Annotated in this window: 15 protein-coding genes; 8 read left to right on the top strand and 7 right to left on the bottom strand. The window is 40.7% G+C overall.

Going from position 1 to position 23,382, the window contains the following annotated elements; all coding sequences use genetic code 11:
- Window positions 1-10: 10 nt before the first annotated feature.
- On the bottom strand, window positions 11-661 hold the full coding sequence (gene rlmE, locus ACH63V_RS10235; protein WP_000235573.1) for a 23S rRNA (uridine(2552)-2'-O)-methyltransferase RlmE: 651 nt from the start codon (window positions 659-661) through the stop codon (window positions 11-13).
- Window positions 662-860: 199 nt separating this feature from the next.
- Between rlmE and yhbY the strand changes: the two genes are divergently transcribed.
- Window positions 861-1,184 (top strand): ribosome assembly RNA-binding protein YhbY, encoded by a 324-nt coding sequence (gene yhbY / locus ACH63V_RS10230; protein WP_000729551.1) that lies wholly within the window; start codon window positions 861-863, stop codon window positions 1,182-1,184.
- Window positions 1,185-1,198: 14 nt separating this feature from the next.
- Entirely contained in the window at window positions 1,199-1,735 is a 537-nt protein-coding gene (locus ACH63V_RS10225) for a DOMON-like domain-containing protein (protein ID WP_396463435.1), read from the top strand.
- Between the two features lie 59 nt (window positions 1,736-1,794).
- Here the strand turns inward: ACH63V_RS10225 and ACH63V_RS10220 are convergent, their stop codons facing one another.
- On the bottom strand, window positions 1,795-2,382 hold the full coding sequence (locus ACH63V_RS10220) for a hypothetical protein (RefSeq protein ID WP_396463434.1): 588 nt from the start codon (window positions 2,380-2,382) through the stop codon (window positions 1,795-1,797).
- Window positions 2,383-2,695: 313 nt separating this feature from the next.
- Here ACH63V_RS10220 and carA point away from each other — a divergent pair, with 313 nt between their 5' ends.
- From carA to ACH63V_RS10195, 5 genes are all read left to right on the top strand, one after another.
- Complete coding sequence (carA, locus tag ACH63V_RS10215; protein ID WP_191010362.1) at window positions 2,696-3,835, top strand: glutamine-hydrolyzing carbamoyl-phosphate synthase small subunit; 1,140 nt, start codon at window positions 2,696-2,698, stop codon at window positions 3,833-3,835.
- Window positions 3,836-3,849: 14 nt separating this feature from the next.
- Entirely contained in the window at window positions 3,850-7,080 is a 3,231-nt protein-coding gene (gene carB / locus ACH63V_RS10210) for a carbamoyl-phosphate synthase large subunit (protein WP_311069497.1), read from the top strand.
- 87 nt (window positions 7,081-7,167) lie between these two features.
- On the top strand, window positions 7,168-7,644 hold the full coding sequence (greA, locus tag ACH63V_RS10205; protein ID WP_191010364.1) for a transcription elongation factor GreA: 477 nt from the start codon (window positions 7,168-7,170) through the stop codon (window positions 7,642-7,644).
- 78 nt (window positions 7,645-7,722) lie between these two features.
- A complete protein-coding gene (locus tag ACH63V_RS10200; protein WP_311086734.1) occupies window positions 7,723-8,355 on the top strand; it encodes a CatB-related O-acetyltransferase in 633 nt (210 codons plus the stop codon).
- Window positions 8,356-8,475: 120 nt separating this feature from the next.
- A complete protein-coding gene (locus ACH63V_RS10195; protein WP_233929902.1) occupies window positions 8,476-8,913 on the top strand; it encodes a universal stress protein in 438 nt (145 codons plus the stop codon).
- Between the two features lie 38 nt (window positions 8,914-8,951).
- Here ACH63V_RS10195 and ACH63V_RS10190 read toward each other — a convergent pair whose 3' ends face one another.
- Window positions 8,952-9,698 (bottom strand): hypothetical protein, encoded by a 747-nt coding sequence (locus ACH63V_RS10190; RefSeq protein ID WP_396463433.1) that lies wholly within the window; start codon window positions 9,696-9,698, stop codon window positions 8,952-8,954.
- Window positions 9,699-9,722: 24 nt separating this feature from the next.
- A complete protein-coding gene (locus ACH63V_RS10185; protein WP_311086919.1) occupies window positions 9,723-10,052 on the bottom strand; it encodes an MGMT family protein in 330 nt (109 codons plus the stop codon).
- 79 nt (window positions 10,053-10,131) lie between these two features.
- On the opposite strand from ACH63V_RS10185, the gene ACH63V_RS10180 reads away from it, so the two are divergent.
- Window positions 10,132-10,848: a metalloprotease gene (locus ACH63V_RS10180; protein ID WP_396463432.1), complete on the top strand. Its 717-nt coding sequence runs from the start codon at window positions 10,132-10,134 to the stop codon at window positions 10,846-10,848.
- On the opposite strand, the gene ACH63V_RS10175 is transcribed toward ACH63V_RS10180, so the two are convergent.
- The 3 genes from ACH63V_RS10175 to ACH63V_RS10165 all read right to left on the bottom strand — a co-directional run.
- Window positions 10,845-12,569 (bottom strand): CapA family protein, encoded by a 1,725-nt coding sequence (locus tag ACH63V_RS10175; RefSeq protein ID WP_263614454.1) that lies wholly within the window; start codon window positions 12,567-12,569, stop codon window positions 10,845-10,847. The genes ACH63V_RS10180 and ACH63V_RS10175 overlap by 4 nt on opposite strands.
- Window positions 12,566-14,221 (bottom strand): poly alpha-glucosyltransferase, encoded by a 1,656-nt coding sequence (locus ACH63V_RS10170; protein WP_396463431.1) that lies wholly within the window; start codon window positions 14,219-14,221, stop codon window positions 12,566-12,568. Before ACH63V_RS10170 ends, ACH63V_RS10175 begins: the two co-directional genes overlap by 4 nt.
- 147 nt (window positions 14,222-14,368) lie before the next feature.
- On the bottom strand, window positions 14,369-23,382 hold a 9,014-nt coding region (locus ACH63V_RS10165), incomplete at its 5' end, for a BapA/Bap/LapF family large adhesin (protein ID WP_396463430.1).

Below are 23,382 nucleotides of genomic sequence, written 5' to 3'. Positions count from 1 at the left end.
CAAGTAAACTTTATTGCAATGCTTTCTTACGCCCTTGTCCAACCAAAAAAACTTCTTTAGATCGTGCACGAGAAGCTGCTGGTTTTGCTGTTTTTAACACATCAAAACTATCAACGACTTGTTTACGAAACTCATCAAATCCTGCGCCTTGGAACACTTTAACAACAAACTGTCCATTTGGACCCAAGACTTTCTGAGCAAAGTCTAAAGCAAGTTCACACAAGTAAATCTGTCTAGGTTGATCAACAGCCCTATTACCTGATGTATTGGGGGCCATATCAGAAATTACAATGTCTACTTGTCTTCCGTTTAAAATATTTAACAATTTTTCAAATACAGCTTCTTCTCTGAAGTCGCCTTGTAAGAAAGTGACATCCGGCAAAGCATCCATAGGCAAAATATCGGAAGCAATAACTAAACCTTTGCTACCAACAAGTTTCCCAGCAATTTGTGACCAACTCCCAGGAGCTGCTCCCAAATCAACCACTGTCATGCCTGGCTTGATCAACTTATATTTTTCTTGAATTTCAAGAAGTTTATATGCTGCTCGTGCACGATATCCTTCCTTTTGTGCTTTTTTTACAAAAGGATCGTCTAGATGTTCCCTCATCCACGCACGACTACTTTTAGACAATTTTTGGTTTGTGATGCGTGTTGCCATAACTCACTAAATATCAAAAAAACTTCTGATTGTTCATTGTACGTGAAAATTACTCTCATTACAGTACGGATGTAACCTAATCTCAATAACTTTTACAGTTTTTTTCCAATAATGTTGATCGATTATTTATACAGTTTTTCGTACATTTGATTTTAAGTTTTTTGCTATACTAAGTCGTTTTTAAAATCAGGTATTTTTAATGGCCGCTTTATCTATTCATGAACGTAAACGTTTACGTCAAATTGGTCACGTGCTTAATCCGGTTGTCATGATTGGTGGACAAGGCTTAACAGATGCTGTAATCGAAGAAACTCTTCGTGCTTTAAATGATCATGAACTCATCAAAGTAAAAATTGCTGGTGAAGACCGTGAAGCTCGTGCAGCTGTAATTGATGCAATTGTAGAAGCGACTGGTGCTGAAGCTGTGCAAAAAATCGGTAAAATCGTTTTACTCTACAAAAAAGCAGCTAAGCAAAACCAACACTTATCTAACCTCGTTCGTCACGCTCACTTAGCAAACTAACTTATTGACTACTTATGGCAAGTTACGAACTTTCAGCTTTTGATCGTTTTCATGCTGTTTCTGTTGTTGGCGCAATTGAACAGCAAGCCCCGCATACATTAAATGTGGGTTTTTGGATTCGTGATCCAAACCAACTTATTATCTGGCCCCAAGAAGTCTCGGCTCATCCTCGTCAAGATTTTTTGTGGGAAGAGACTTGTTTTGAAATTTTTATCGGCGTGCATGATGAAGATTTCTACCGGGAAATTAACCTTTCCCCTTCTCAAGCATGGCAGACTTACCAGTTTGAAGAATATCGATATCCGGAAAGCATGCCTCCCCTCGTTGCTTACGATATCGAACTAAATCATCTCAAGCGTACCCATTATGGTTTAAATGTAAGTCTTGATTTAGGCCAGTTTATGCAGCAGCACTGTTTGAAATGGGCAAACCTTTATTTAGGTTTAACTGCTGTTTTAAAAACAAAAGATGGTATGCAGTACTATGCAATGCAGCATAGTGGAAAAAATGCTGATTTTCACAATAAACGTGATTGGCTGCATCAGTTTTAAAAAAATAAAAAAGCGAGAAATTAATTCTCGCTTTTTTATTGAATTTTAATATTAAATCTTTAGTGATCTCTTGCTTTGTTCCAAGCCTCAACCGCATTATTTTTAGTACGCTTTAAGCTCTCACTTAAAGAATCTTTATGTTTTAAAGAAATTTGACTAATGTCACCCTTAAGTTCTTTAGTCACTTTCGTTAAATCTTCAATTAACGCATTAATTTCAGCTTTCAATGTATTTTTCAGTTCATTTAGGCCTTCTTGAGAAGTATTGAACTGAGCTTTAATCACATCAAGACGTTGCAAAATATCTTGTTTAATCTGAGCAAACTGGTTTTGAATATTCTGATTCAACTCTTGAGTTTCAGTCTCAATTTTTTCTTCAGTCTCGGTAATTACAGCTTTGACTTGTTCTTGAGTTTCTGCAATAGCTTCTTTAACTTGCGAAGTTGCTTCATGAGCGACTTCTTTCACCTGTTCTGTTTTTTCAGCTACAACTTCTTTTACCTGTGTTGCTTTAGTACTCACTGCTTTTTTAGCTCGAGTTGTTGTTTTCGCTACAGCTTCTTTTGCTTCAGTTACTTCGGTCTTAACCGTCGCTGCTACAGACGAAGCATTCTCAGCTATATCTTTTGAAACTTGATTATTGCTCATGCTATTTCCTCATATTGTTTATTTTTTAGCTAGCATTACAATAAGTGGAATTGACTTATTTCAGCCACCAGATTGTTAGACAATTTGCTAAAAGTATCAATTTCAGACAAGCGGATGAATTTTTTTGCAAAAAGCAAGCAAGGAATTATATTTTTTAATAGAAAATAAATAGACTTTTTAGGGTTCCATGCGTATAATGCGCTGTTAAGTTACAAGCGGGCAGACCGATAGGGAGGGGCATGTTTTTTTAGAACATCGCCTATCTTTTTTAGGTCTACTCGCTTTTTTACAGCCGAAATTCAGGAGCTTTGGTTTGAGCACCCCCGCCATTTTAGCCCTCGCAGATGGAACGATCTTTAAAGGAACGTCAATCGGCGCAACGGGAAGTACGACTGGAGAAGTCGTTTTTAACACAGCCATGACAGGCTATCAAGAAATTTTGACTGACCCAAGTTATGCACAACAAATTGTGACATTAACTTACCCTCATATTGGTAACACTGGTTGCAACGAAGAAGACGTTGAATCTGGTCGTATCCATAAAGTATGGGCGAATGGTTTAATTATTCGTGACCTTCCACTACTACACAGTAACTTCCGTTCTGAGCAGTCGTTAGGTGAATATTTGCAGGCGCACAATGTTGTTGCAATTGCTGATATTGATACACGTAAACTCACTCGTATCTTACGTGATAAAGGTGCACAAAATGGTTGCATCCTTGCTGGCGAAAATATTACTGAAGAAGAAGCGATTGCTAAAGCTCGCGCTTTTGGTGGTTTAAATGGTTTAGACCTTGCCAAAGAGTGCTGTGATCCAACAGGTTTTGAATGGTCTGAAGGTTCATGGGTATTAGGTAAGGGCTTTACTCAACCTGAGTTAAAATACCATGTGGTTGCATACGATTATGGTGTCAAAACCAACATCTTGCGTATGCTTGCAGACCGCGGTTGCAAACTTACAGTTGTTCCTGCTGAAACTCCGGCTGAAAAAGTATTAGCACTTAATCCAGATGGCGTATTCCTTTCAAACGGTCCTGGTGACCCAGCGGCTTGTGACTACGCAATCGAAGCTGTAAAAACTATTGTTGAAACCACAACATTACCTGTATTTGGTATCTGTTTAGGACACCAAATCTTGGCACTCGCTTCTGGTGCAAAAACTGTAAAAATGAACCATGGTCACCACGGTGCAAACCATCCTGTACAAAATCTTGAAAACGGTACAGTGATGATCACCTCTCAAAACCATGGTTTTGCTGTAGATGCAGAGACATTACCGGCTAACTTAAAAGCAACGCATAAATCATTGTTCGATGGCACCTTACAAGGTATCCACCGTACTGACAAACCAGCTTTCAGCTTCCAAGGTCACCCTGAAGCAAGCCCTGGTCCACATGATTGTGCACCTTTGTTCGATCACTTCATCGAACTTATCGAAGCATCTAAACAGTAATTACGGAGCGAATAATGCCTAAACGTACGGATATTAAAAGCATCTTAATTATTGGTGCTGGCCCGATTGTGATTGGACAGGCATGTGAGTTTGACTACTCAGGTGCTCAAGCATGTAAAGCACTTCGTGAAGAAGGCTATCGTGTTATTTTGGTTAACTCTAACCCAGCGACCATTATGACTGACCCTTCAATGGCGGATGCAACTTACATTGAGCCAATTACTTGGCAAACTGTTGCTCAAATCATTGAAAAAGAGCGTCCAGATGCAGTCCTTCCAACTATGGGTGGACAAACTGCATTGAACTGCGCACTTGCACTGGATGAAAACGGCGTATTAGCGAAATACAACGTAGAACTTATTGGTGCAACGAAAGAAGCGATTGAAAAAGCTGAAGACCGTAAACTCTTCGACATCGCTATGCGCAAAATCGGTTTGGAATGTCCAAAAGCTGCTATTGCTGAAACCATGGAAGAAGCTTTGGAAATCCAATCTCGCTTTGGTTTCCCAGTAATTATCCGTCCATCATTTACAATGGGTGGTTCAGGCGGCGGTATTGCATATAACCGTGAAGAATTCCTTGAAATTTGTGAACGCGGTTTCGACCTCTCTCCTACTCACCAGTTATTGATTGATGAATCTTTAATTGGCTGGAAAGAATACGAAATGGAAGTTGTTCGTGACAAAAACGACAACTGTATTATCGTATGTGCGATCGAAAACTTTGACCCAATGGGTGTTCACACAGGTGACTCAATCACTGTAGCACCAGCTCAAACATTAACTGACAAAGAATACCAATTGATGCGTAATGCTTCAGTTGCCGTTCTTCGTGAAATTGGTGTTGAGACAGGTGGTTCTAACGTTCAGTTCGGTATTAACCCGAAAGACGGCCGTATGGTTGTGATCGAGATGAACCCTCGTGTATCTCGTTCGTCTGCTCTTGCTTCTAAAGCAACTGGTTTCCCAATTGCAAAAATTGCTGCGAAGCTAGCTGTTGGTTATACCCTTGATGAATTGAAAAATGACATCACTGGCGGCGTAACTCCTGCGAGCTTTGAACCATCAATCGACTACGTTGTAACGAAGATTCCTCGTTTTAACTTCGAGAAATTCCCACAAGCAGAACCAGTTCTTACCACTCAGATGAAATCCGTTGGTGAAGTCATGGCAATTGGCCGTAACTTCCAAGAATCTGTACAAAAAGCATTACGTGGTCTTGAAGTTGGTGTAAGCGGTTTCGATGAAAAAATCGAAGCTGGTGCAACAAACGTAAAAGAAACCATTTTAAAAGAGCTTAAAGTTCCAGGTCCTGAGCGCATTTGGTACGTCGCAGATGCATTCCGTCATGGCTTCTCTTTAGATGACGTATTTGAAGCAACTAAGATTGACCGTTGGTTCTTGATCCAAATTCAAGATATCGTTAAGACAGAAGCTCAAGTAAAAACTTTAGGTTTTGGTGATCTAACTGCTGAAAATATCCGTTCGTTCAAACGTAAAGGTTTATCTGACCTTCGTATTGCGAACCTTATGGGTATTTCTCAAAAGCAATTCCGTAAGCAACGTTGGAACTTGGGTGTTTATCCAGTTTACAAACGTGTTGATACATGTGCTGCCGAGTTTGAATCTGGTACAGCATATATGTATTCAACTTACGATGAAGAGTGCGAAGCAAATCCATCAAACCGTGACAAGATCATGGTAATTGGTGGTGGTCCAAACCGTATTGGTCAAGGTATCGAATTTGACTATTGCTGTGTACACGCTGCTTTAGCAATGCGTGAAGACGGTTATGAAACAATCATGGTGAACTGTAACCCTGAAACTGTTTCTACCGACTATGATACATCTGACCGTTTATACTTCGAACCTGTAACACTTGAAGATGTTCTTGAAATCGTACGTACTGAGAAGCCAAAAGGCGTAATCGTACAATACGGTGGTCAGACTCCCCTTAAGTTAGCACGTGCTTTAGAAGAAGCTGGTACTCCTATTATCGGTACTTCTCCAGATGCAATTGACCGCGCAGAAGACCGTGAACGTTTCCAACAAATGATTCAACGTTTACAGCTTCGTCAACCAAATAACAGCATTGTAAAATCTGCTGAAGAAGGTATCTCTGAAGCTGCGAAAGTTGGTTATCCGTTAGTTGTTCGCCCATCTTATGTATTAGGTGGCCGCGCAATGGAAATCGTGTATAACGAAGATGAACTTAAACGTTACCTTCGCGAAGCGGTACAGGCTTCTAATGAAGCGCCTGTTCTTCTTGACCACTTCCTTGATGATGCAACTGAAGTTGACGTTGACTGCGTATCTGACGGTAAAGATGTCGTCATCGGCGGTATCATGCAACACATCGAACAAGCTGGTATTCACTCTGGTGACTCAGCATGTTCTATTCCTCCTTACTCTCTTTCTAAAGAAGTTCAGGATGAAATGCGTCGTCAAACAGTTGCTATGGCGAAAGAACTTGGTGTAGTTGGTTTAATGAACGTTCAGTTCGCAGTTAAAGGCGACGATATTTACGTTCTTGAAGTAAACCCACGTGCATCACGTACTGTTCCGTTCGTATCAAAATGTATTGGTGAATCTTTAGCCAAAGTAGCTGCTCGTTGTATGGCGGGTCAATCACTTGAATCTCAAGGCTTTACTAAAGAAATCATTCCAACTCACTTTGCTGTGAAGGAAGCTGTTTTCCCATTTGCTAAGTTCCAAGGCGTAGACCCAATGCTTGGGCCTGAGATGAAATCTACAGGTGAAGTAATGGGCGTTGGTAAGACATTTGGCGAAGCGTTCTATAAAGCCGTTTTAGGTTCAAATGACCGTTTACCAGGCCTACCAACTGAAGGTGAAGAAAAGATTGCTTTCTTATCTGTTCGTGAATCTGATAAGAAATATATTGCTGATATCGCTAAAAAGTTCGTGGCATATGGTTTCAAACTGGTAGCAACAGGTGGAACGTATAAAGTACTTAAAGAAGCAGGTTTGGAATGTGAACCTGTAAATAAAGTAACTGAAGGACGTCCACATATTGTTGACCGCTTGAAAAATGGTGAAATACACCTTATTGTCAACACTACTGAAGGCAAACAAGCTCAATATGATTCTGCAATGATTCGTCGTGCTGCCCTACAAGGCAAAGTGTATTACACAACGACTATCAATGGTGCAGAAGCGGTTTGCCAAGCCTTTGCTGTGAAATTGCCAATGGATGTATACCGCTTGCAAGATTTAACTGTAGGTTAATTTTTTTCCGATAAGTCCCGCCACCTTATCGGTGGCGGGATTTTTTCATTTTTTTAACTGTGTTTTCTCAACTTAAGAGGGACCGAAATGCAACGTTATCCAATGACCCCTGAAGGTAAAAGCGCCTTAGAGAAAGAATTACAACATCTGAAATCTGTTGAACGTCCACGTATTACTCAAGCGATTGCTGAGGCACGTGAACATGGGGACTTAAAAGAAAACGCAGAATATCATGCTGCTCGTGAACAGCAAGGTTTCTGTGAAGGCCGTATCCAAGATATCGAAGGAAAATTGGGTGCTGCACAAGTCATCGATGTTAAAGACTTAGAACAAAACGGTCGTGTTGTATTCGGTGTTACGGTAACGATTGAAAACCTTGATACTGAAGAACGCAAGACTTATAAAATTGTTGGTGATGATGAGGCTGATTTTAAAATTAATAAAATCTCAGTGAACTCACCAATCGCTCGCGGCCTTTTGGGTAAAAATGAAGGTGATGAAGTAAAAATCACCACTCCTCAAGGCGAAGTTGAGTATGAAGTTGTAAGTGTAGAATATCTCTAAGATACTGCTCTTGAACCCCTCTTCCTGAGGGGTTTTTATTTAATATGTTTTAGCTTATTTTTGTTTGGATAATAGATTATGGACACGCCTCTGATTAACACACCAGTCCGTCATTGGTGCGAATTTGAGTTTATTTCCAAAACTGTAAAAAATCCGAATATCCATATTAAAGGTAATTATTCTTACTACTCAGCCTATTGGGATCAAGGTTTTGAACGTTGTGTCGTACGCTATTTACACGACAAAGCTTCGACCCCAGACAAACCTATCGATCAGCTTTATATTGGTAATTTTGTGTGTTTTGGGGCTGAGTGCGTGATTATGATGGGTGGTAATCAGCTTCATAGACCAGACTGGATTTCGACTTTCCCTTTTGATACCCGCAGTTTTTTAGCAGCTGGTGACACCATCATTGCAGATGGTTGTTGGATTGGAAGCCGTGCAATGATTATGCAAGGTGTAAAAATCGGTGAAGGTGCTGTAATTGCAACTGGAGCCGTCGTAACAAAAGACATTCCACCCTATGCAATTGTTGGTGGTGTACCAGCAACAATTATTAAATACCGGTTTCCTCCCGAGCAAATAGAAAAACTACTCGCTTTAAAGCTTTATGAATTAGATGAAAAACAAGTTTTAAAAATGCGGGAATATTTGCAAACTGATGATATTGATGCTCTAACAGTTCATATTGAAAATTTACGAGACAAATAAAATGTATTCTCAAGTTTTATTGTTTAAAATCACAAATGATTACGAGCTCGAATTTAAATCGTAAGAAAAGAAGTATAAAGTATTGAATAAATAAGCATCATTACAATAAGGAACAATCTCATGTTATATCAACATATTCTTGTACCAATTGACGGTTCTGAAACTTCTATGGTCGCGATGAAAGAAGCGATCAAACTTGGAAAAGCATTAAATAGTAAAATTACTATCGTACAGGTCATGGCACTTGATCCAATTATTGCAGATCTTTATGTGAAGACTGGTCAAACCAATGAACTCATTGAGCGGACTAGAACATACTTACTCGATATTTTAGAACAAGCCAAACAACAATTTTTACAAGAAGGCCTTACTGTAGAAACCAAATTACTTGAAGGTTTCGTTGTTCACGAAGAAATTATTCAAGCTGCACAAGAGCTTAATGCTGACCTGATTGTAATGGGCTCTCATGGCCGTACAGGTGTGAGAAAACTTGTATTAGGAAGTGTCGCACAAAAAGTTTTAGGTGAAAGTCATATTCCAGTTTTAATTGTTCGCTAAAAAAATGCCTGTCTGGCTCAATTCAGCCAGATAGGCACCTATTTTTTAAAAGGAATAACCTCTTCTCTTGATTGCTCAACCGTTATTGTTTTTTTACTTTTAAAAGCATCCCAAGAATAATGTTTATAATTTAACTGCCATAAATAGTAAGATTGGCCGATATCTTTAAACCTAATATTTAATGTCATCCATGTTTCATCATGGCAATGCGGTGACTTCTTATACTCTTGTTCTGAAAAGCATGCCCGAATCATTTCATTCGAAGAAAAAGCAATATCTTTTAATGCAACCTGATACTGCCCTTTAGGCTTAAGCTCAACAAAATCAGCATTTTCCTCAAAACGCCCTCCTCCAGAATAACCAGTAAACCATGTATTTAGCACTGCTATGGCATATTCACTTTTATTAAGCGGATAGAGTGCTGGAAAGATTTTGAGTCCATTAGGGCCTAAATCATCAGAGTGTGGCTCTTTATTACTATGTTCATAATTTTTAAAGTTCCACTGATTTATTACTGTGTATTGGTTATTTAGCTTTTTAACTTGAGCAATTTGCGGAGTCTCATCTATTAAATAATAAATCTGATCTTGTGTATTTTTGGATTTCCATAGCTTAGCTTCATCGCTACATTTCTGACTCAACTGCTGACAAATCGAATGTATATCTTGTGATGAAGCTTTCACATTTATAAAAGGTTGAGCTGAAATAGCCTGCTCTGCAAAACTCGATTGCACTGTTAAACTGAGTAGTAATATGGCTAGACTCCGCCATTTATAATTCTGCATTTGTATTTGTTCTCTTTAATAATTTTAAGGTTGCCATGCAAACTGCTTTAAGTTCACTTTGCCATTCAACAAATAGATTCCTTCTGCTTCAAGCTTTAACTGCTGAACATTTTCACCTTTTTCATTAAATTTACTTAGGCTAATTTTACCTTGTGAGTTAATAACACGGTACCAAGGAACTTGATGATCTGCATCAAGATGTTTAAGAACATAACCCACTAGTCTGGCGTGTTTAGGTAACCCAGCCATACGTGCTATTTGTCCGTAAGTTGCTACTTTTCCATATGGAATGAGAGCGATGACTTCTAAAATTTGTCGATGTAGTTCATACTGAGTTGTCAAAATGGAATCCATAAAAATTGACATCGTTCATATCATATAAAAATTTACTTTAAATCTCTTTAAAAGAATATGCAGAGACAATGCGATGAATATGAAAAAAACCTTGCTGATGATTACAGGGACACTTCTGTGTGTTTCTTGTACGACCCGTCCTCCTCTACAAACGCCAGATTTATCAGAGGAACTTGCCAATAATAGACCTGTAGTTCCAGTCACTTTCGTTTTTACTACTGACAATCCTTCTGCTGCACGCTTTGATAACCTGACACAAATGCGAAAAGAAGTCCGCATCTTAAATAAATACTATTTAGATGACCAAGGAAATAAAATATTTAATTTCAAATTAAATCGTTATATTTCTTACCAAGATTTTTCAAAAATGCACTGCGAACTTGGTAATGAAATAAACCAAGCTCGTCCTATTTCTATAGGCTCTATTCCCGCAAGTGCCAATGCATGTTTCCCTAAACGCACAGCACGTAAAGAAGTCATCATCTTTATATACGATGCATATTCAAAAAACTTAGAGTTTGATGATGTTACCAGTCGGACATTCCGTAATAATGGAAAACCCTTTATTTTATTAGACTGGAATCGTTTAAATTACAATATTCAAGCAGGTAGTATTCATGAAATGGGCCACGCTTTCGGCTTAAAACATGTATGTGCACCTAATGCTACCAAAACTACCCCGACCAATATTATGGCCAGTGCTGAATGTAAATTAGGCAGTGGTGGATTAAGAAACTTAGGCTTTACCCAAGCACAGCTTCAAACCATTTTATCTAGTTATAAACAATATACTTAAAATTTAATTTCAATATACGCCCCCAAGCTATCTTGGGTAGTAATGTAATCTTCATGGGCCAGTAAAGATGTCATATAAGTACTGGCCTTTGAAAAATTCTCAGTATCTACAGGGTACGGTTGCCAAAAAGTTTTTAAGTTATCCGTATAAATTGGATAAAGTCGAAACAAGTCCTTTGCTAGATCTAGTCTCGCTATACAGCCAAATGGCAAAGCACTTTGCTGTTCATACTCTCCATCACTATTAAACACAGCATTGCCTATACCCAACACAACTGGCTTATGGTTGATGATCTGAATGGGTTGAATAGTATGAGCACCATGACCAATGATCAGGTCAGCCCCTGCTTGTGTAAGAATCGCAGCAAGTTTAATTTGCTCTTTTGTGGGAGGTTTGAAGTCGATTCCCCAATGGCAAATAACAATAATTTTATGCTTAGGATGAGCCTGCTTATAACTCACTATTTGCTCAAGTAAAACACCATTTAAGCAAGCTACTCCACTTCGCGATCCTAATGCATAGAAATCATAGTCTAGATAAGCGGTGTCTCTATGCCAGTAACCATTAAAAATCGCATAGTGCTTATTTTCAAAAGATATTTCAAAGTAATTGTGGGCATCTTTTTGATTTAGTCCAGCACCTATATATAAAACATTCGCCTGATCTAACTGTTGTAATGTATAGGCCAATCCTTCATCGCCATAATCTTTCAAATGATTATTTGCCAACACCAAATAGTTAAGATGAACGTTATTAAACTCTTCTAATGTCTTTTTAGCATCGGCTTTTAGAATGAATGGCTTTTTATCTTTTAATGGTGATTGGTTTTCTAGAGAAAAGACTGCTTCAAAGTTAGCTATATTTATGTCATTTTTACCTAAAAATGGCTGTATTTTTTCAAATGAATAGTGATATCCATATTGTTGTAAAGCATCCATTTTCCCTCTAGATTTACGCTTTTCAGTATACATTTCACCGAAATAAGTATCTCCAAGAATATTGATGATCCCAGTCTGTGAAGTACAACTCTTCGCGTTTACATACTCTTCTTGGAAATAGTGATAATAAGGAACCAAATGCTCGAGACGGTGAATGTCATCTAAAAAAGAGAAAAAGCCAATGCTCTGGTTATCTTCAAGATAAGTAATATAAATTTGTCTAACTGTATGTGAGATATATAAAACCGAAGTGAGTACCGGATGAGCAAGTAAAGGCGTAATGGGTTGATATACTTTATTTTTAAAAGAAAGGTTTTTAATAAAGAAAAGTTTTTTTAGCTCGGCTGGATAGCTATAAATGTGCTGTACTAATAGAAAGAGTTTTTTTAATTGATTAGATGAATTTAAAGTTAAATGATAGTTTCTTGCTCTTTGAGACAAGATCAATTGTGCTTGCTCAACTGAACCAAAAAGCATATTGCTTAAAGCATGTTTGACATCATTTGCCTGAGTAAAAATTAAGAATTGCAAGAGCTCGACAAATGTATATGTTTCATTTTTTTCTAAACCTAAATTTTGCTCACCAATTTGCTTAAGCTTTTGCTCAGATACAACATAGGTCTTATCTGCTTTGATATTTTTTTGATGAAACTGCTCTAATGCATAATCAATGAGCAATAAAGTTGAAATGTCTCCATCAATTTCAAATTCCCAAACTGTATCATCAAAGTTCGTATTATCTAGAGCTGCCAATAACTTAATTTCAAACAGAGGATCAGTCATGTCTCCTCTCCTTCGAAATCTTTTACATAGGCTATGTAGCCCGATAAGTTATGTTCTTGGTCATCTATTCTTACTCTAAAGCGATCATGTCGTACATAAAAAGCATGCAATATTTTATCTGGACGCGCCATGTACATCGCTATTTCTGGATAGAAAAAGCCTGTGGTTTGAAACTCAGCCCGAAATGTAATGAGCTTTTTTAACTCGTGCATATATGCTTGTTCAAAAAGTTTTTGATGGCCTTGCTCTTTTAAACGATTTACCATTTTATAAGCAGCCATGAGCATTTCTAACAAAGTGGCATACGTTGTTTTTCTATTTCGAATAAAAATAAAATGTTTTAAATAATTATTTAAACCAAAAATAAAATATTTTTCTTCAGGACATATTTTTGTAAGTTCACTGGTACAGTAACTTAACCAGTGATCATGATATTTTTCATATCTTTTATAAATAAAATTTTCAAACATTAATTTAACAGTATCTAATAATCTTTTATCCTGATTTATTTGATACAACCTGAGTAAAGCTAATGCTGCTTCTCCATCGTAATAAATGATTCTAAACTTTTCTTTTAAATCATAGCCTGGATAATTTAATACATGAGTAGTTAATCCATCTGAATCAACTAATTTTAAAATACCATTTGCAAGTTTCTCTGCATATTTTAAATAATCCACTTTTTGAGTAATTTCCTGATATTTCGTTAACATTAAAATAGCTGCTGCATTTGCACCTAATTTAATTTCAAACTCCCCTTCTTTTCCATCAATCATAAAAGCAGTTGTAGAGTCTTTTTCTTTATAAAAGTGAGTAAGTGCATATTGGATGGCACTCACAATTTTAGGCCAATATTCAGGTTTATTTTGTACTTCGAAAGTTTCTAATAGAGCATAAAGTGATGTGCAATGACGTACCGTATTGTAGTTGCGGATATCTCGATCAAAAGCAGGAAAATAGCCATAAATGAATTTGCCATTTTCTTGAATCTGACTGTGAAAAAACGCTGCATTTTTCTCAATGAGCTCTCTAAAATGCTGCTTCTTGTTGGTCGCAATAGCTCTAATACCATTTGCATCATAACGGCTTGCTAAATTAATAAACTTTCCATTTTCATAAAAAGTTGCATAGGTATCGAAAGTCCAAATGTCTTGCAGCTCTTGTAGTCTAATTTGTGGTTTAGTAGCGTTATATTTTTGCTTAATTGCATAGTTCAGATTGGTTTCATCAAAAAAGTTAGGTTTGTCATAACTTAAGCCCCGGATAATTGCTTTGCCATAGATCTCTTGCTCAAGAAAAACTACCGAACATGCTTCATCAAATGCAATTCCTCTACGATAGTGATTATTGTGGAATTGATGATGAACAAGTTGTTCTATTTGCCCCCAACTTTGTTTTTCTAGGTTGTACGCAACATCAATTTTTATATAGTCTGGAAGTTGATCTGGAGAAAACTGTTTATCAATAAAATCGAGTAATTGTATAGTTGCTTGTGAAAAAGCTGTTTTTTCGGTATGCCAGACACTACATCTTTGATCTTTAGGACCAAATGACATAAACAAAATTGTTTCTTCTGGAAGGTCTGAAACATGCTGAACGAAATGTTCCAACCAAAACTTAAGTTGTCTTTTAAAGTCTAGAAATACCGACACTCGAATTAAGTCCCTATTCGTTATTTGTTGTTCTATAAAATTTTCAATACATCATAGCATGAAGTCTTTAAAAGCTAAGTTAACGTATTGTTTAAACATAAAAAAAGAGAACCCTAGGGTTCTCTTTTTTATTTGGTTAATTATCTATTAATAGATAATTTGACCATTGTTGAGAAGATCATTAAGCGTTAATGATGTTCTAGCTTGATCCAAATGAATCGTCAACAATTGCGTACTTGAATAAGTTAAACCTAAGCCATCACGGTCTACACTAATGGTGGCATTTTGTGTGGCAGCGTCATAGCTTACAGATACATATTGACCAATGGTTAAACTGTTTGGATGAGTAACTAACAAGTTACTAATATCGATCTTATCAGCTTGACTATCAGTTGCTGTATTACCCACATGGAAATCAGTCCATGTATCTACACCACCTGCAGTTGTATTACCACCTGTTGGGTTGTTTACACCAGCAGCAGTCAATGTGTTGTAAATCAAGGTATCCGCGCCATTACCGAGCGTAAATGTATCATTTGCTCCTGTACTAACAGCTAGGCTATTCAACTCTTGACTTAAGTTGATGGTTAATGTGCTAGTTGACTCCGCACCAGTCACCGATACGAGTTTGTAGTTAATCGTATCAATCGTAGCATTTGCCGCAGTATCAAGAGCTTTATAGTAGTACGAACCATCATGGTAGAGATACAACGTACCTTCGCCAGTATTGATCGCCTGACCAGCAGCAATTTGGTAATTTCCTGGTGTAACTTCAACATATAGTTGAGAAGCAGCTGAAGTATCTGCAACTCCACCAGTTGTGTCGCCTAACAAGATATTGCCGTGAATCCAATCTGTTAAACCATCAGGTGTGTATTGATCTAGATGTGTAGCTTTTGTAGTTACTACAGAATCTAGAGTCACAGTTCCTAAAGAAATCAGACTAGATAAACTAAATACCACTCGATAAGTACCAGCAGATAAGTGAGATACGTCAGCTGAGTATGCTGGTGCACCTAAAACTCCTGCCAAGGCTGTCGCAGAACCTGAGTAAACAGTATCTACCCATGTTGCACCAACCAACTGCTGGATTTTATAACCAGTTGTTGGAAGAGCCGACAAGCTTAATGATGCCGTATAGTCTAACTGTACATGAACATCACTTACCGTATTAGCAGCAATAACGAATTGGTTCGAAGTCACTGTACTGCTTAATACAGGTAATGGTGGGAAGCCTGCAAGGTTACCAATAGTGACTGTGCCACTTGGTACATCAGCAACTGCATCAGTCACTTGTTTCATACTAACAGTTGCATGATTAATATCAGCATTTGCTACAGGTAACGGAATTACCGCATCTGCACCAGGGTTAGCATTGTTCCAAGTGATATTCACATCTGGAGAACCAATTTGAATATGCAATGTTGCTGTGTCTGTTCTACCAGTTATAGGGTCCGTCACTGTATAGGTAAAGCTATCAACTTTTCCTATATTTTGTGTGTTCGCTGTAGCTTGATAACTGTAAGTACCATCAGCATTAATCGTTAAGGAACCATAAGCACCCACAATAACTGTTGATGAACCTACATTCACAGCCGATGTATTACCTGTTTCAGAAGACACAGAAGTCACAACTGTCGTAGTCGTAATATAGTCTGGCGTATAGTTTGGTCCATATACAGCCGAGTTGTCGTCTGAAAGAACATTGCCTGTAATCGGAGTTACAACCAAGTTAGGTACTTGCGTAATATCACCATTATTCAAAGTAATACTTGCAGTGACACTACCTAGAGCAGTTAGAAGCGTATTGCTTTCCATAAATAGCTCATAGCTACCAGAACCTAAATTATCAACTTTGAATTTCACTTCAGAGCCGAAGATACCTAATAGGTCAAGCACACCAGTATTCGCGCTATCTGCAATTACTGTACGAGTACCGTCTGGATTTACTCGTGTTAATACCACATGTAAACCATCAACAACTGTAGCTACTGAACCAAAGTTAACCGAGATGATAGCTTCAGACACATGTCCTTCAGCTACATTAAAAGTTGCTGTACCTTGTTTAGAACCAACAACAACGCCACCAACACCTAACAACCAGCTATAGCTAATCGCGTTATTAAGAACTTGTTGTGTAGTCGGGTAAACCATATCAATTGCTGCTGAAGCAACGTTATCCATTGCATCAACTGGAACATGACCTGTAATAACCGCAGGTTGTGATGGATCTGCTGCATTCCAAGTCATAGCAACCTTGTTACTATCCAAGTGGACATACAAGATAGCTTGAGATGTATTACCTGTTGCTGGGTCTAGTAACGTATACGAGAACTGATCCACTTTACCAAGGTTGAGACCATCTGCATTTGGTGTATAGGTATAATTACCATGTTGATCAATGACTAACGTACCGTAAGTACCAGTGATTGTAGTTGTACCCGTCGCATTAACAGCATTTCCGTTCACCGCTGAGATCACTGCATTATTGCTTGCAGCATCTACTGCACCATTAATACCTGCATCTTTGATGACGTTACCAGAGATCGGATCAACTGAATATCCAGATACAACATATGGGTTATACACATCCATTGTACCTGTCAATGTACCACCAATACCCACACCTGCCAGACCACTGTAGCCCATGAATGCACGATATTGTCCTGGATCTAGCCCTTCAATGACTGCGGTTGGAGTACCTCCTATTAGAGATAAGCTAACTAAAGTCGCTTGTGGGTTGTTTCCGCCAATAGATACCCATTGTCCTGTTGCAGCATCATATTTTTGAACAACAATCGAATAGTCATTCAATACACCAGCGTTGAGTAAACCACTGAATGTAAATGTCGCAGTACCTTGACGGTCAGCATCCACATTAAATGCAACTGTTGGGTTACCAAGAAGTTGTAAATTTAGACCTGCTAACGATACTGCTGCTACATAACTTGCACTACCAAGCGCTACATCATTCGCAACAAGTAAAGATTCTGGGTTAATTTCAGCAACTGCCAAGTTATCTGCAGCTTTAACAGAACTTAATTGAATGTTAAGTGCTGCTTGGGCCACATCACCAGTTACAGAATCTTTTAAGGTATATACAAAGTGATCGACTTGCCCAACTCCAGAAGCATTTTGATTTGGAGTATAAACGTATGAACCATCAAGGTTGATCACCAACGTACCGTATGTACCATTAATGATTGTGCCATTAGCAAGAACAGGTTGGTTATTAACTTCACTCACAACTGTATTTGGAGTTACGACATCAGCTTGGCCGCTTGAGTTAATATCTACGATCACATTACCGTCCGCAGTTTCTGTGTAGAAACTACCGATTTGAGTTGTATCATAAATATCCATAGTACCTGTTAAAGTACCGAGTAAACCAATACCTGCTAGACCGTTATAAGTCATGAACGCACGGTATTGTCCTTGCTCAAGCCCATCGATAACAACACCTGGTGTAGAACCTAATAAAGTCAGGTGAAGAATATCTGCTTGACCACCACCATATATAGAAGTCCATTGACCAGTAGCTGTATCAAATTTTTGTACAACTAATGAGTAATCAGATAGAGCATTGACCCCAATTAAAGCACTGTAGGTGAATGTCGCATTACCTTCTTGATTTGCAGCTACATTAAAGTTAACCGCTTCAGAACCAAGTTGTAGGTTAAGACCAGCAAGTGATACAAGCGCCAAGTAAGTTTTGCTACCAAGAGCCGCATCATTTGCAATTTGTAATGGTTGTGGAGCCAGAACAGCCGTATCAAAGTTGTCATATGCAATGATAGAAGAACTTGCAATTGTATAACTTTGGGTAGCTTGCAAATTACTACTGTTGCCAGCAGCATCCGTAAAGGTTGCTTTTGCATCAACTGTCAAATCAGTATCAGCTACAAGCTGGCTACCAGGTACACCTATTGTCCATGTTCCACTTACTGGATCTACTACAGCTGTATAGTCTGTGCCATTAACGTTAACAACAACCGAAGTAATAGTTGCATCAGCAGGAATAGTCACCGTTCCAGTAATATTTACTGTTCCTGCAGTCTCAACCGGACTAAGGACGTTATCACCTGTAATCGGATTAATCGCAATTGCAGCTGTATTGATGTCTGGTGGCGTAGTATCCACAGTTACTGTGACATCAGTAGCATTATCGACATTGCCTTGTGCATCTACTGCTTGTGCATGGATAGTCACTGGGCCGTCTGCAGTTACTGCGATTGCTGCTGTGATATAACCATTGCTCAAGTCAGTTGCATTAACAGTGTAGTTAGTGCCGTTAACGTTTACGACAGTACCTACCGCTGCATCTGGACCTAATCCTACACGGGCATTAAAGCTACCGTCTGCGCCAAGTTCTGATGCATTGATGATGCCATCAATGTTTAAGTCATCCGGTACTGTGATCGCACTAATCAAATCAGCTGGTGTGGTATCTACAGTCACAGTGACATCTGTTGGGCTGCTGATATTACCTTGCGCATCCACTGCTTGGGCATGAATGGTGATTGGACCATCCGCTGTCACAGGAATGGCTGCAGTGATATAGCCATTGCCAAGGTCAGTCGCACTCACTGTGTAGTCAGTGCCGTTAACGTTTACGACAGTACCCACCGCCGCATCTGGGCCCAACGCTACACGCGCATTGAAGCTGCCGTCTGTACCCAATTCTGATGCATTGATAATGCCATCAGTGTTTAAGTCATCCGGTACTGTAATCGGACCAAGTAAGTTCGCTGGTAGCGTATCTACTGTCACGATGACATCTGCCGGGCTGCTGATATGACCTTGTGAATCTACTGCTTGGGCATGGATGGTAATTGGGCCATCCGCTGTCACAGGAATTGCTGCAGTGATATAGCCATTCGTCAAGTCAGTCGCATTGACAGTGTAGTCAGTGCCGTTAACGTTTACGACAGTGCCCACCACTGCATCCGGACCCAACGCAACACGGGCATCAAAGCTGCCGTCTGTGCCAAGTTCTGATGCATTGATAATACCGTCACTATTTAAGTCATCCGGTACTGTAATCGGGCCAAGCAAGTTCGCTGCTGCAGTATCTACAGTCACCACCGCACTGCCAGTGCCCACATTACCTGCAGGATCGGTTGCTGTCACAGTCACAGTGTGTGGACCATCGGTCAACACTGGAAGTGTATTGTCTGCAAGTGTCCAGCTACCATTGCCATTGTTCACCGCAGTATAGTCCACACCATTTACAGTCACCACAACTGTCGCAGTTGGATCGTTCACTGTACCTGTTAATTCAGGTGTACTGTCATTGGTGGTTACATCACTTAACGCAACTGTTGGTGCAGTAGCGTCTAAAGTTACCGTCACATCTGCTGGACTGCTGATATTACCTTGCGCATCCACTGCTTGGGCATGGATGGTGATTGGACCATCTGCTGTCACAGGAATTGCTGCGGTGATATAGCCATTGCCTAGGTCAGTTGCATTCACTGTGTAGTCAGTGCCGTTAACGTTTACGACAGTACCCACCGCTGCATCTGGACCCAACGCAACACGGGCATTAAAGCTACCGTCTGCGCCAAGTTCTGATGCATTGATGATGCCATCAATGTTTAAGTCATCTGGTACTGTGATCGCACCAAGTAGATTCGCTGGAGTTGTATCCACTGTCACAGTGACATCTGTTGGACTACTGATATTACCTTGTGCGTCCACGGCTTGGGCATGGATAGTGATTGCACCATCTGCTGTCACAGGAATCGCTGCGGTGATATAGCCATTCGTCAAGTCAGTTGCACTCACTGTGTAGTCAGTACCGTTAACGTTTACGACCGTACCCACCGCTGCATCCGGACCCAACGCGACACGGGCATTGAAGCTACCGTCTGCACCAAGTTCTGCTGCATTTATAACACCGTCACTGTTTAAGTCATCCGGTACTGTAATCGCACCAAGTAGGTTCGCTGGAGTTGTATCCACAGTCACAGTGACATCTGTTGGAGTACTGATATTACCTTGCGCATCCACCGCTTGTGCATGGATGGTAATCGACCCATCTGCTGTCACAGGAATCGCTGCGGTGATATAGCCATTCGTCAAGTCAGTTGCACTTACTGTGTAGTCAGTGCCGTTAACGTTTACGACAGTACCCACCGCTGCATCTGGACCTAACGCGACACGGGCATTGAAGCTACCGTCTGCACCAAGTTCTAATGCATTGATAATGCCATCAGCATTTAAGTCATCTGGTACTGTGATCGCACCAAGCAAGTTCGCTGGAGTTGTATCCACTGTCACAGTGACATCGGTAGGACTGCTGATATTACCTTGCGCATCCACTGCTTGTGCATGGATGGTAATTGCACCATCAGCAACCACTGGGATCACTGCGGTGATATAGCCATTCGTCAAGTCAGTTGCATTGACAGTGTAGTCAGTGCCGTTAACGTTTACGACCGTACCTACCGCTGCATCTGGACCCAACGCAACACGGGCATTGAAGCTATTGTCTACACCCAATTCTGATGCATTGATAATGCCGTCAGTATTTAAGTCATCCGGTACTGTAATCGCTCCAAGTAAGTTCGCTGGTAGCGTATCTACAGTTACAGTGACATCTGTTGGACTGCTGATATTACCTTGCGCATCCACTGCTTGTGCATGGATGGTAATTGCACCATCTGCTGTCACAGGAATTGTTGCGGTGATATAGCCATTGCCAAGGTCAGTCGCACTCACTGTGTAGTCAGTGCCGTTAACATTCACGACAGTACCCACCGCTGCGTCAGAACCCAACGCAACACGGGCATTGAAGCTATTGTCTGTACCCAATTCTGATGCATTGATAATGCCGTCAGTATTTAAGTCATCCGGTACTGTAATCGGGCCAAGTAAGTTCGCTGGTAGCGTATCTACTGTCACGATGACATCTGCCGGGCTGCTGATATGACCTTGTGAATCTACTGCTTGTGCATGGATGGTGATTGGACCATCTGCAGTTACAGGAATCGCTGCGGTGATATAGCCATTCGTCAAGTCAGTTGCACTTACTGTGTAGTCAGTGCCGTTAACGTTTACGACAGTGCCCACCACTGCATCCGGACCCAACGCAACACGGGCATTGAAGCTACCGTCTGTGCCAAGTTCTGATGCATTTATAACACCGTCACTGTTTAAGTCATCCGGTACTGTAATCGCACCAAGTAGGTTCGCTGCTGCAGTATCTACAGTCACTACCGCACTGGTTGTACTCACGTTACCTGCAGGGTCTGTTGCTGTCACAGTCACGGTATGTGGGCCATCGGTCAACACTGGAAGTGTATTGTCTGCAAGTGTCCAGGTACCGTTGCCATTATTAACCGCTGGATACTCCACACCATTTACAGTCACGACCACAGTCGCTGCTGGATCATTCACTGTACCGGTTAATTCAGGTGTGCTGTCATTGGTAGTTACATCACTTAACACAACTGTTGGCGCAGTAGTGTCTAAAGTTACCGTCACATCTGCTGGACTGCTGATATTACCTTGTGCATCCACCGCTTGTGCATGGATGGTGATTGGACCATCTGCTGTTACAGGAATTGCTGCGGTGATATAGCCATTGCCTAGGTCAGTTGCACTCACTGTGTAGTCAGTGCCGTTAACATTCACGACAGTACCCACCGCTGCATCTGGACCCAACGCAACACGGGCATCAAAGCTGCCGTCTATGCCAAGTTCTGCTGTATTGATGATGCCGTCAATGTTTAAGTCATCTGGTACTGTAATCGCACCAAGTAAGTTCGCCGGAGTCGTATCTACAGTTACTGTGACATCTGCCGGGCTGCTGATATGACCTTGTGAATCCACTGCTTGGGCATGGATGGTGATTGGGCCATCTGCTGTCACAGGAATCGCTGCGGTGATATAGCCATTCGTCAAGTCAGTTGCACTCACTGTGTAGTCAGTGCCGTTAACGTTCACGACAGTGCCCACCACTGCATCCGGACCCAACGCGACACGGGCATCAAAGCTGCCGTCTGCGCCAAGTTCTGCTGCATTGATGATGCCATCAATGTTTAAGTCATCCGGTACTGTAATCGCACCAAGTAGGTTCGCTGCTGCAGTATCTACAGTCACCACCGCACTAGTTGTACTCACATTACCTGCTGGGTCGGTTGCTGTCACAGTCACAGTATGTGGACCATCTGCCAATACTGGAAGTGTATTGTCTGCAAGGGTCCAGGTACCGTTGCCATTATTGACCGCTGGATACTCCACACCATTTACAGTCACCACAACAGTCGCTGTTGGATCGTTCACTGTACCGGTTAATGCAGGTGTACTGTCATTGGTGGTTACATCACTTAACGCAACTGTCGGTGCTGTCGTATCGATAGTCACCACTGCACCTGTTATCCCCACATTACCTGCAGGGTCGGTCGCTGTCACAGTTACGGTGTGTGGACCATCGGTCAACACTGGAAGTGTATTGTCTGCAAGTGTCCAGGTACCGTTGCCGTTATTGAGTGCTGGATAGTCCACCCCATCTACAGTCACCACCACAGTCGCAGTCGGATCATTCACTGTACCGGTTAATGCAGGTGTGCTGTCGTTGGTTAACACGTCACTCAAGGCAACGGTCGGTGCCAATGCATCTACAGTGCCTGTACCTGGTAATGATGGGTTACCTGCTGGGTCAGTCGCTGTTGCAGTCACTGTTTGACCATCAGTCAAGTCACCTGGGTTTGGCACTGTCCATTTACCATCAGGACCTGCAACTACAGTTGCTGTCGTACCGTCAGGGAAGCTCACAGTCACGGTTGATCCCGCTTCTGCTGTACCTGTCACTGGATCAGTCGCATTGATTGGATCAAGAACCGGTGCATTTGGTGCTGCCGTATCGACAGTCACGATGACATCTGCCGGGCTGCTGATATGGCCTTGTGAATCCACTGCTTGGGCATGGATGGTGATTGGGCCATCTGCTGTCACAGGAATCGCTGCGGTGATATAGCCATTCGTCAAGTCAGTTGCACTGACAGTGTAGTCAGTGCCGTTAACGTTTACGACAGTGCCCACCACTGCATCTGGACCCAACGCAACACGGGCATCAAAGCTGCCGTCTGCGCCAAGTTCTGCTGCATTGATGATGCCATCAATGTTTAAGTCATCAGGTACTGTAATCGCACCAA

It is taken from the genome of Acinetobacter sp. ABJ-A23_2, assembly GCF_044538765.1.
Taxonomy (GTDB): Bacteria; Pseudomonadota; Gammaproteobacteria; order Pseudomonadales; family Moraxellaceae; genus Acinetobacter; species Acinetobacter nosocomialis_A.
The sequence above is the reverse complement of the archived record's forward strand: the minus strand, read 5'-3'. Positions and strand labels throughout refer to the sequence as shown.

Bases quoted from the DNA above. Each gene is read 5' to 3' on its own strand.
- rlmE (WP_000235573.1), bottom strand. From the start codon at position 661: ATGGCAACACGCATCACAAACCAAAAATTGTCTAAAAGTAGTCGTGCG.
- yhbY (WP_000729551.1), top strand. From the start codon at position 861: ATGGCCGCTTTATCTATTCATGAACGTAAACGTTTACGTCAAATTGGT.
- ACH63V_RS10225 (WP_396463435.1), top strand. From the start codon at position 1,199: ATGGCAAGTTACGAACTTTCAGCTTTTGATCGTTTTCATGCTGTTTCT.
- ACH63V_RS10220 (WP_396463434.1), bottom strand. From the start codon at position 2,382: ATGAGCAATAATCAAGTTTCAAAAGATATAGCTGAGAATGCTTCGTCT.
- carB (WP_311069497.1), top strand. From the start codon at position 3,850: ATGCCTAAACGTACGGATATTAAAAGCATCTTAATTATTGGTGCTGGC.
- greA (WP_191010364.1), top strand. From the start codon at position 7,168: ATGCAACGTTATCCAATGACCCCTGAAGGTAAAAGCGCCTTAGAGAAA.
- ACH63V_RS10200 (WP_311086734.1), top strand. From the start codon at position 7,723: ATGGACACGCCTCTGATTAACACACCAGTCCGTCATTGGTGCGAATTT.
- ACH63V_RS10195 (WP_233929902.1), top strand. From the start codon at position 8,476: ATGTTATATCAACATATTCTTGTACCAATTGACGGTTCTGAAACTTCT.
- ACH63V_RS10190 (WP_396463433.1), bottom strand. From the start codon at position 9,698: ATGCAGAATTATAAATGGCGGAGTCTAGCCATATTACTACTCAGTTTA.
- ACH63V_RS10185 (WP_311086919.1), bottom strand. From the start codon at position 10,052: ATGGATTCCATTTTGACAACTCAGTATGAACTACATCGACAAATTTTA.
- ACH63V_RS10180 (WP_396463432.1), top strand. From the start codon at position 10,132: ATGAAAAAAACCTTGCTGATGATTACAGGGACACTTCTGTGTGTTTCT.
- ACH63V_RS10175 (WP_263614454.1), bottom strand. From the start codon at position 12,569: ATGACTGATCCTCTGTTTGAAATTAAGTTATTGGCAGCTCTAGATAAT.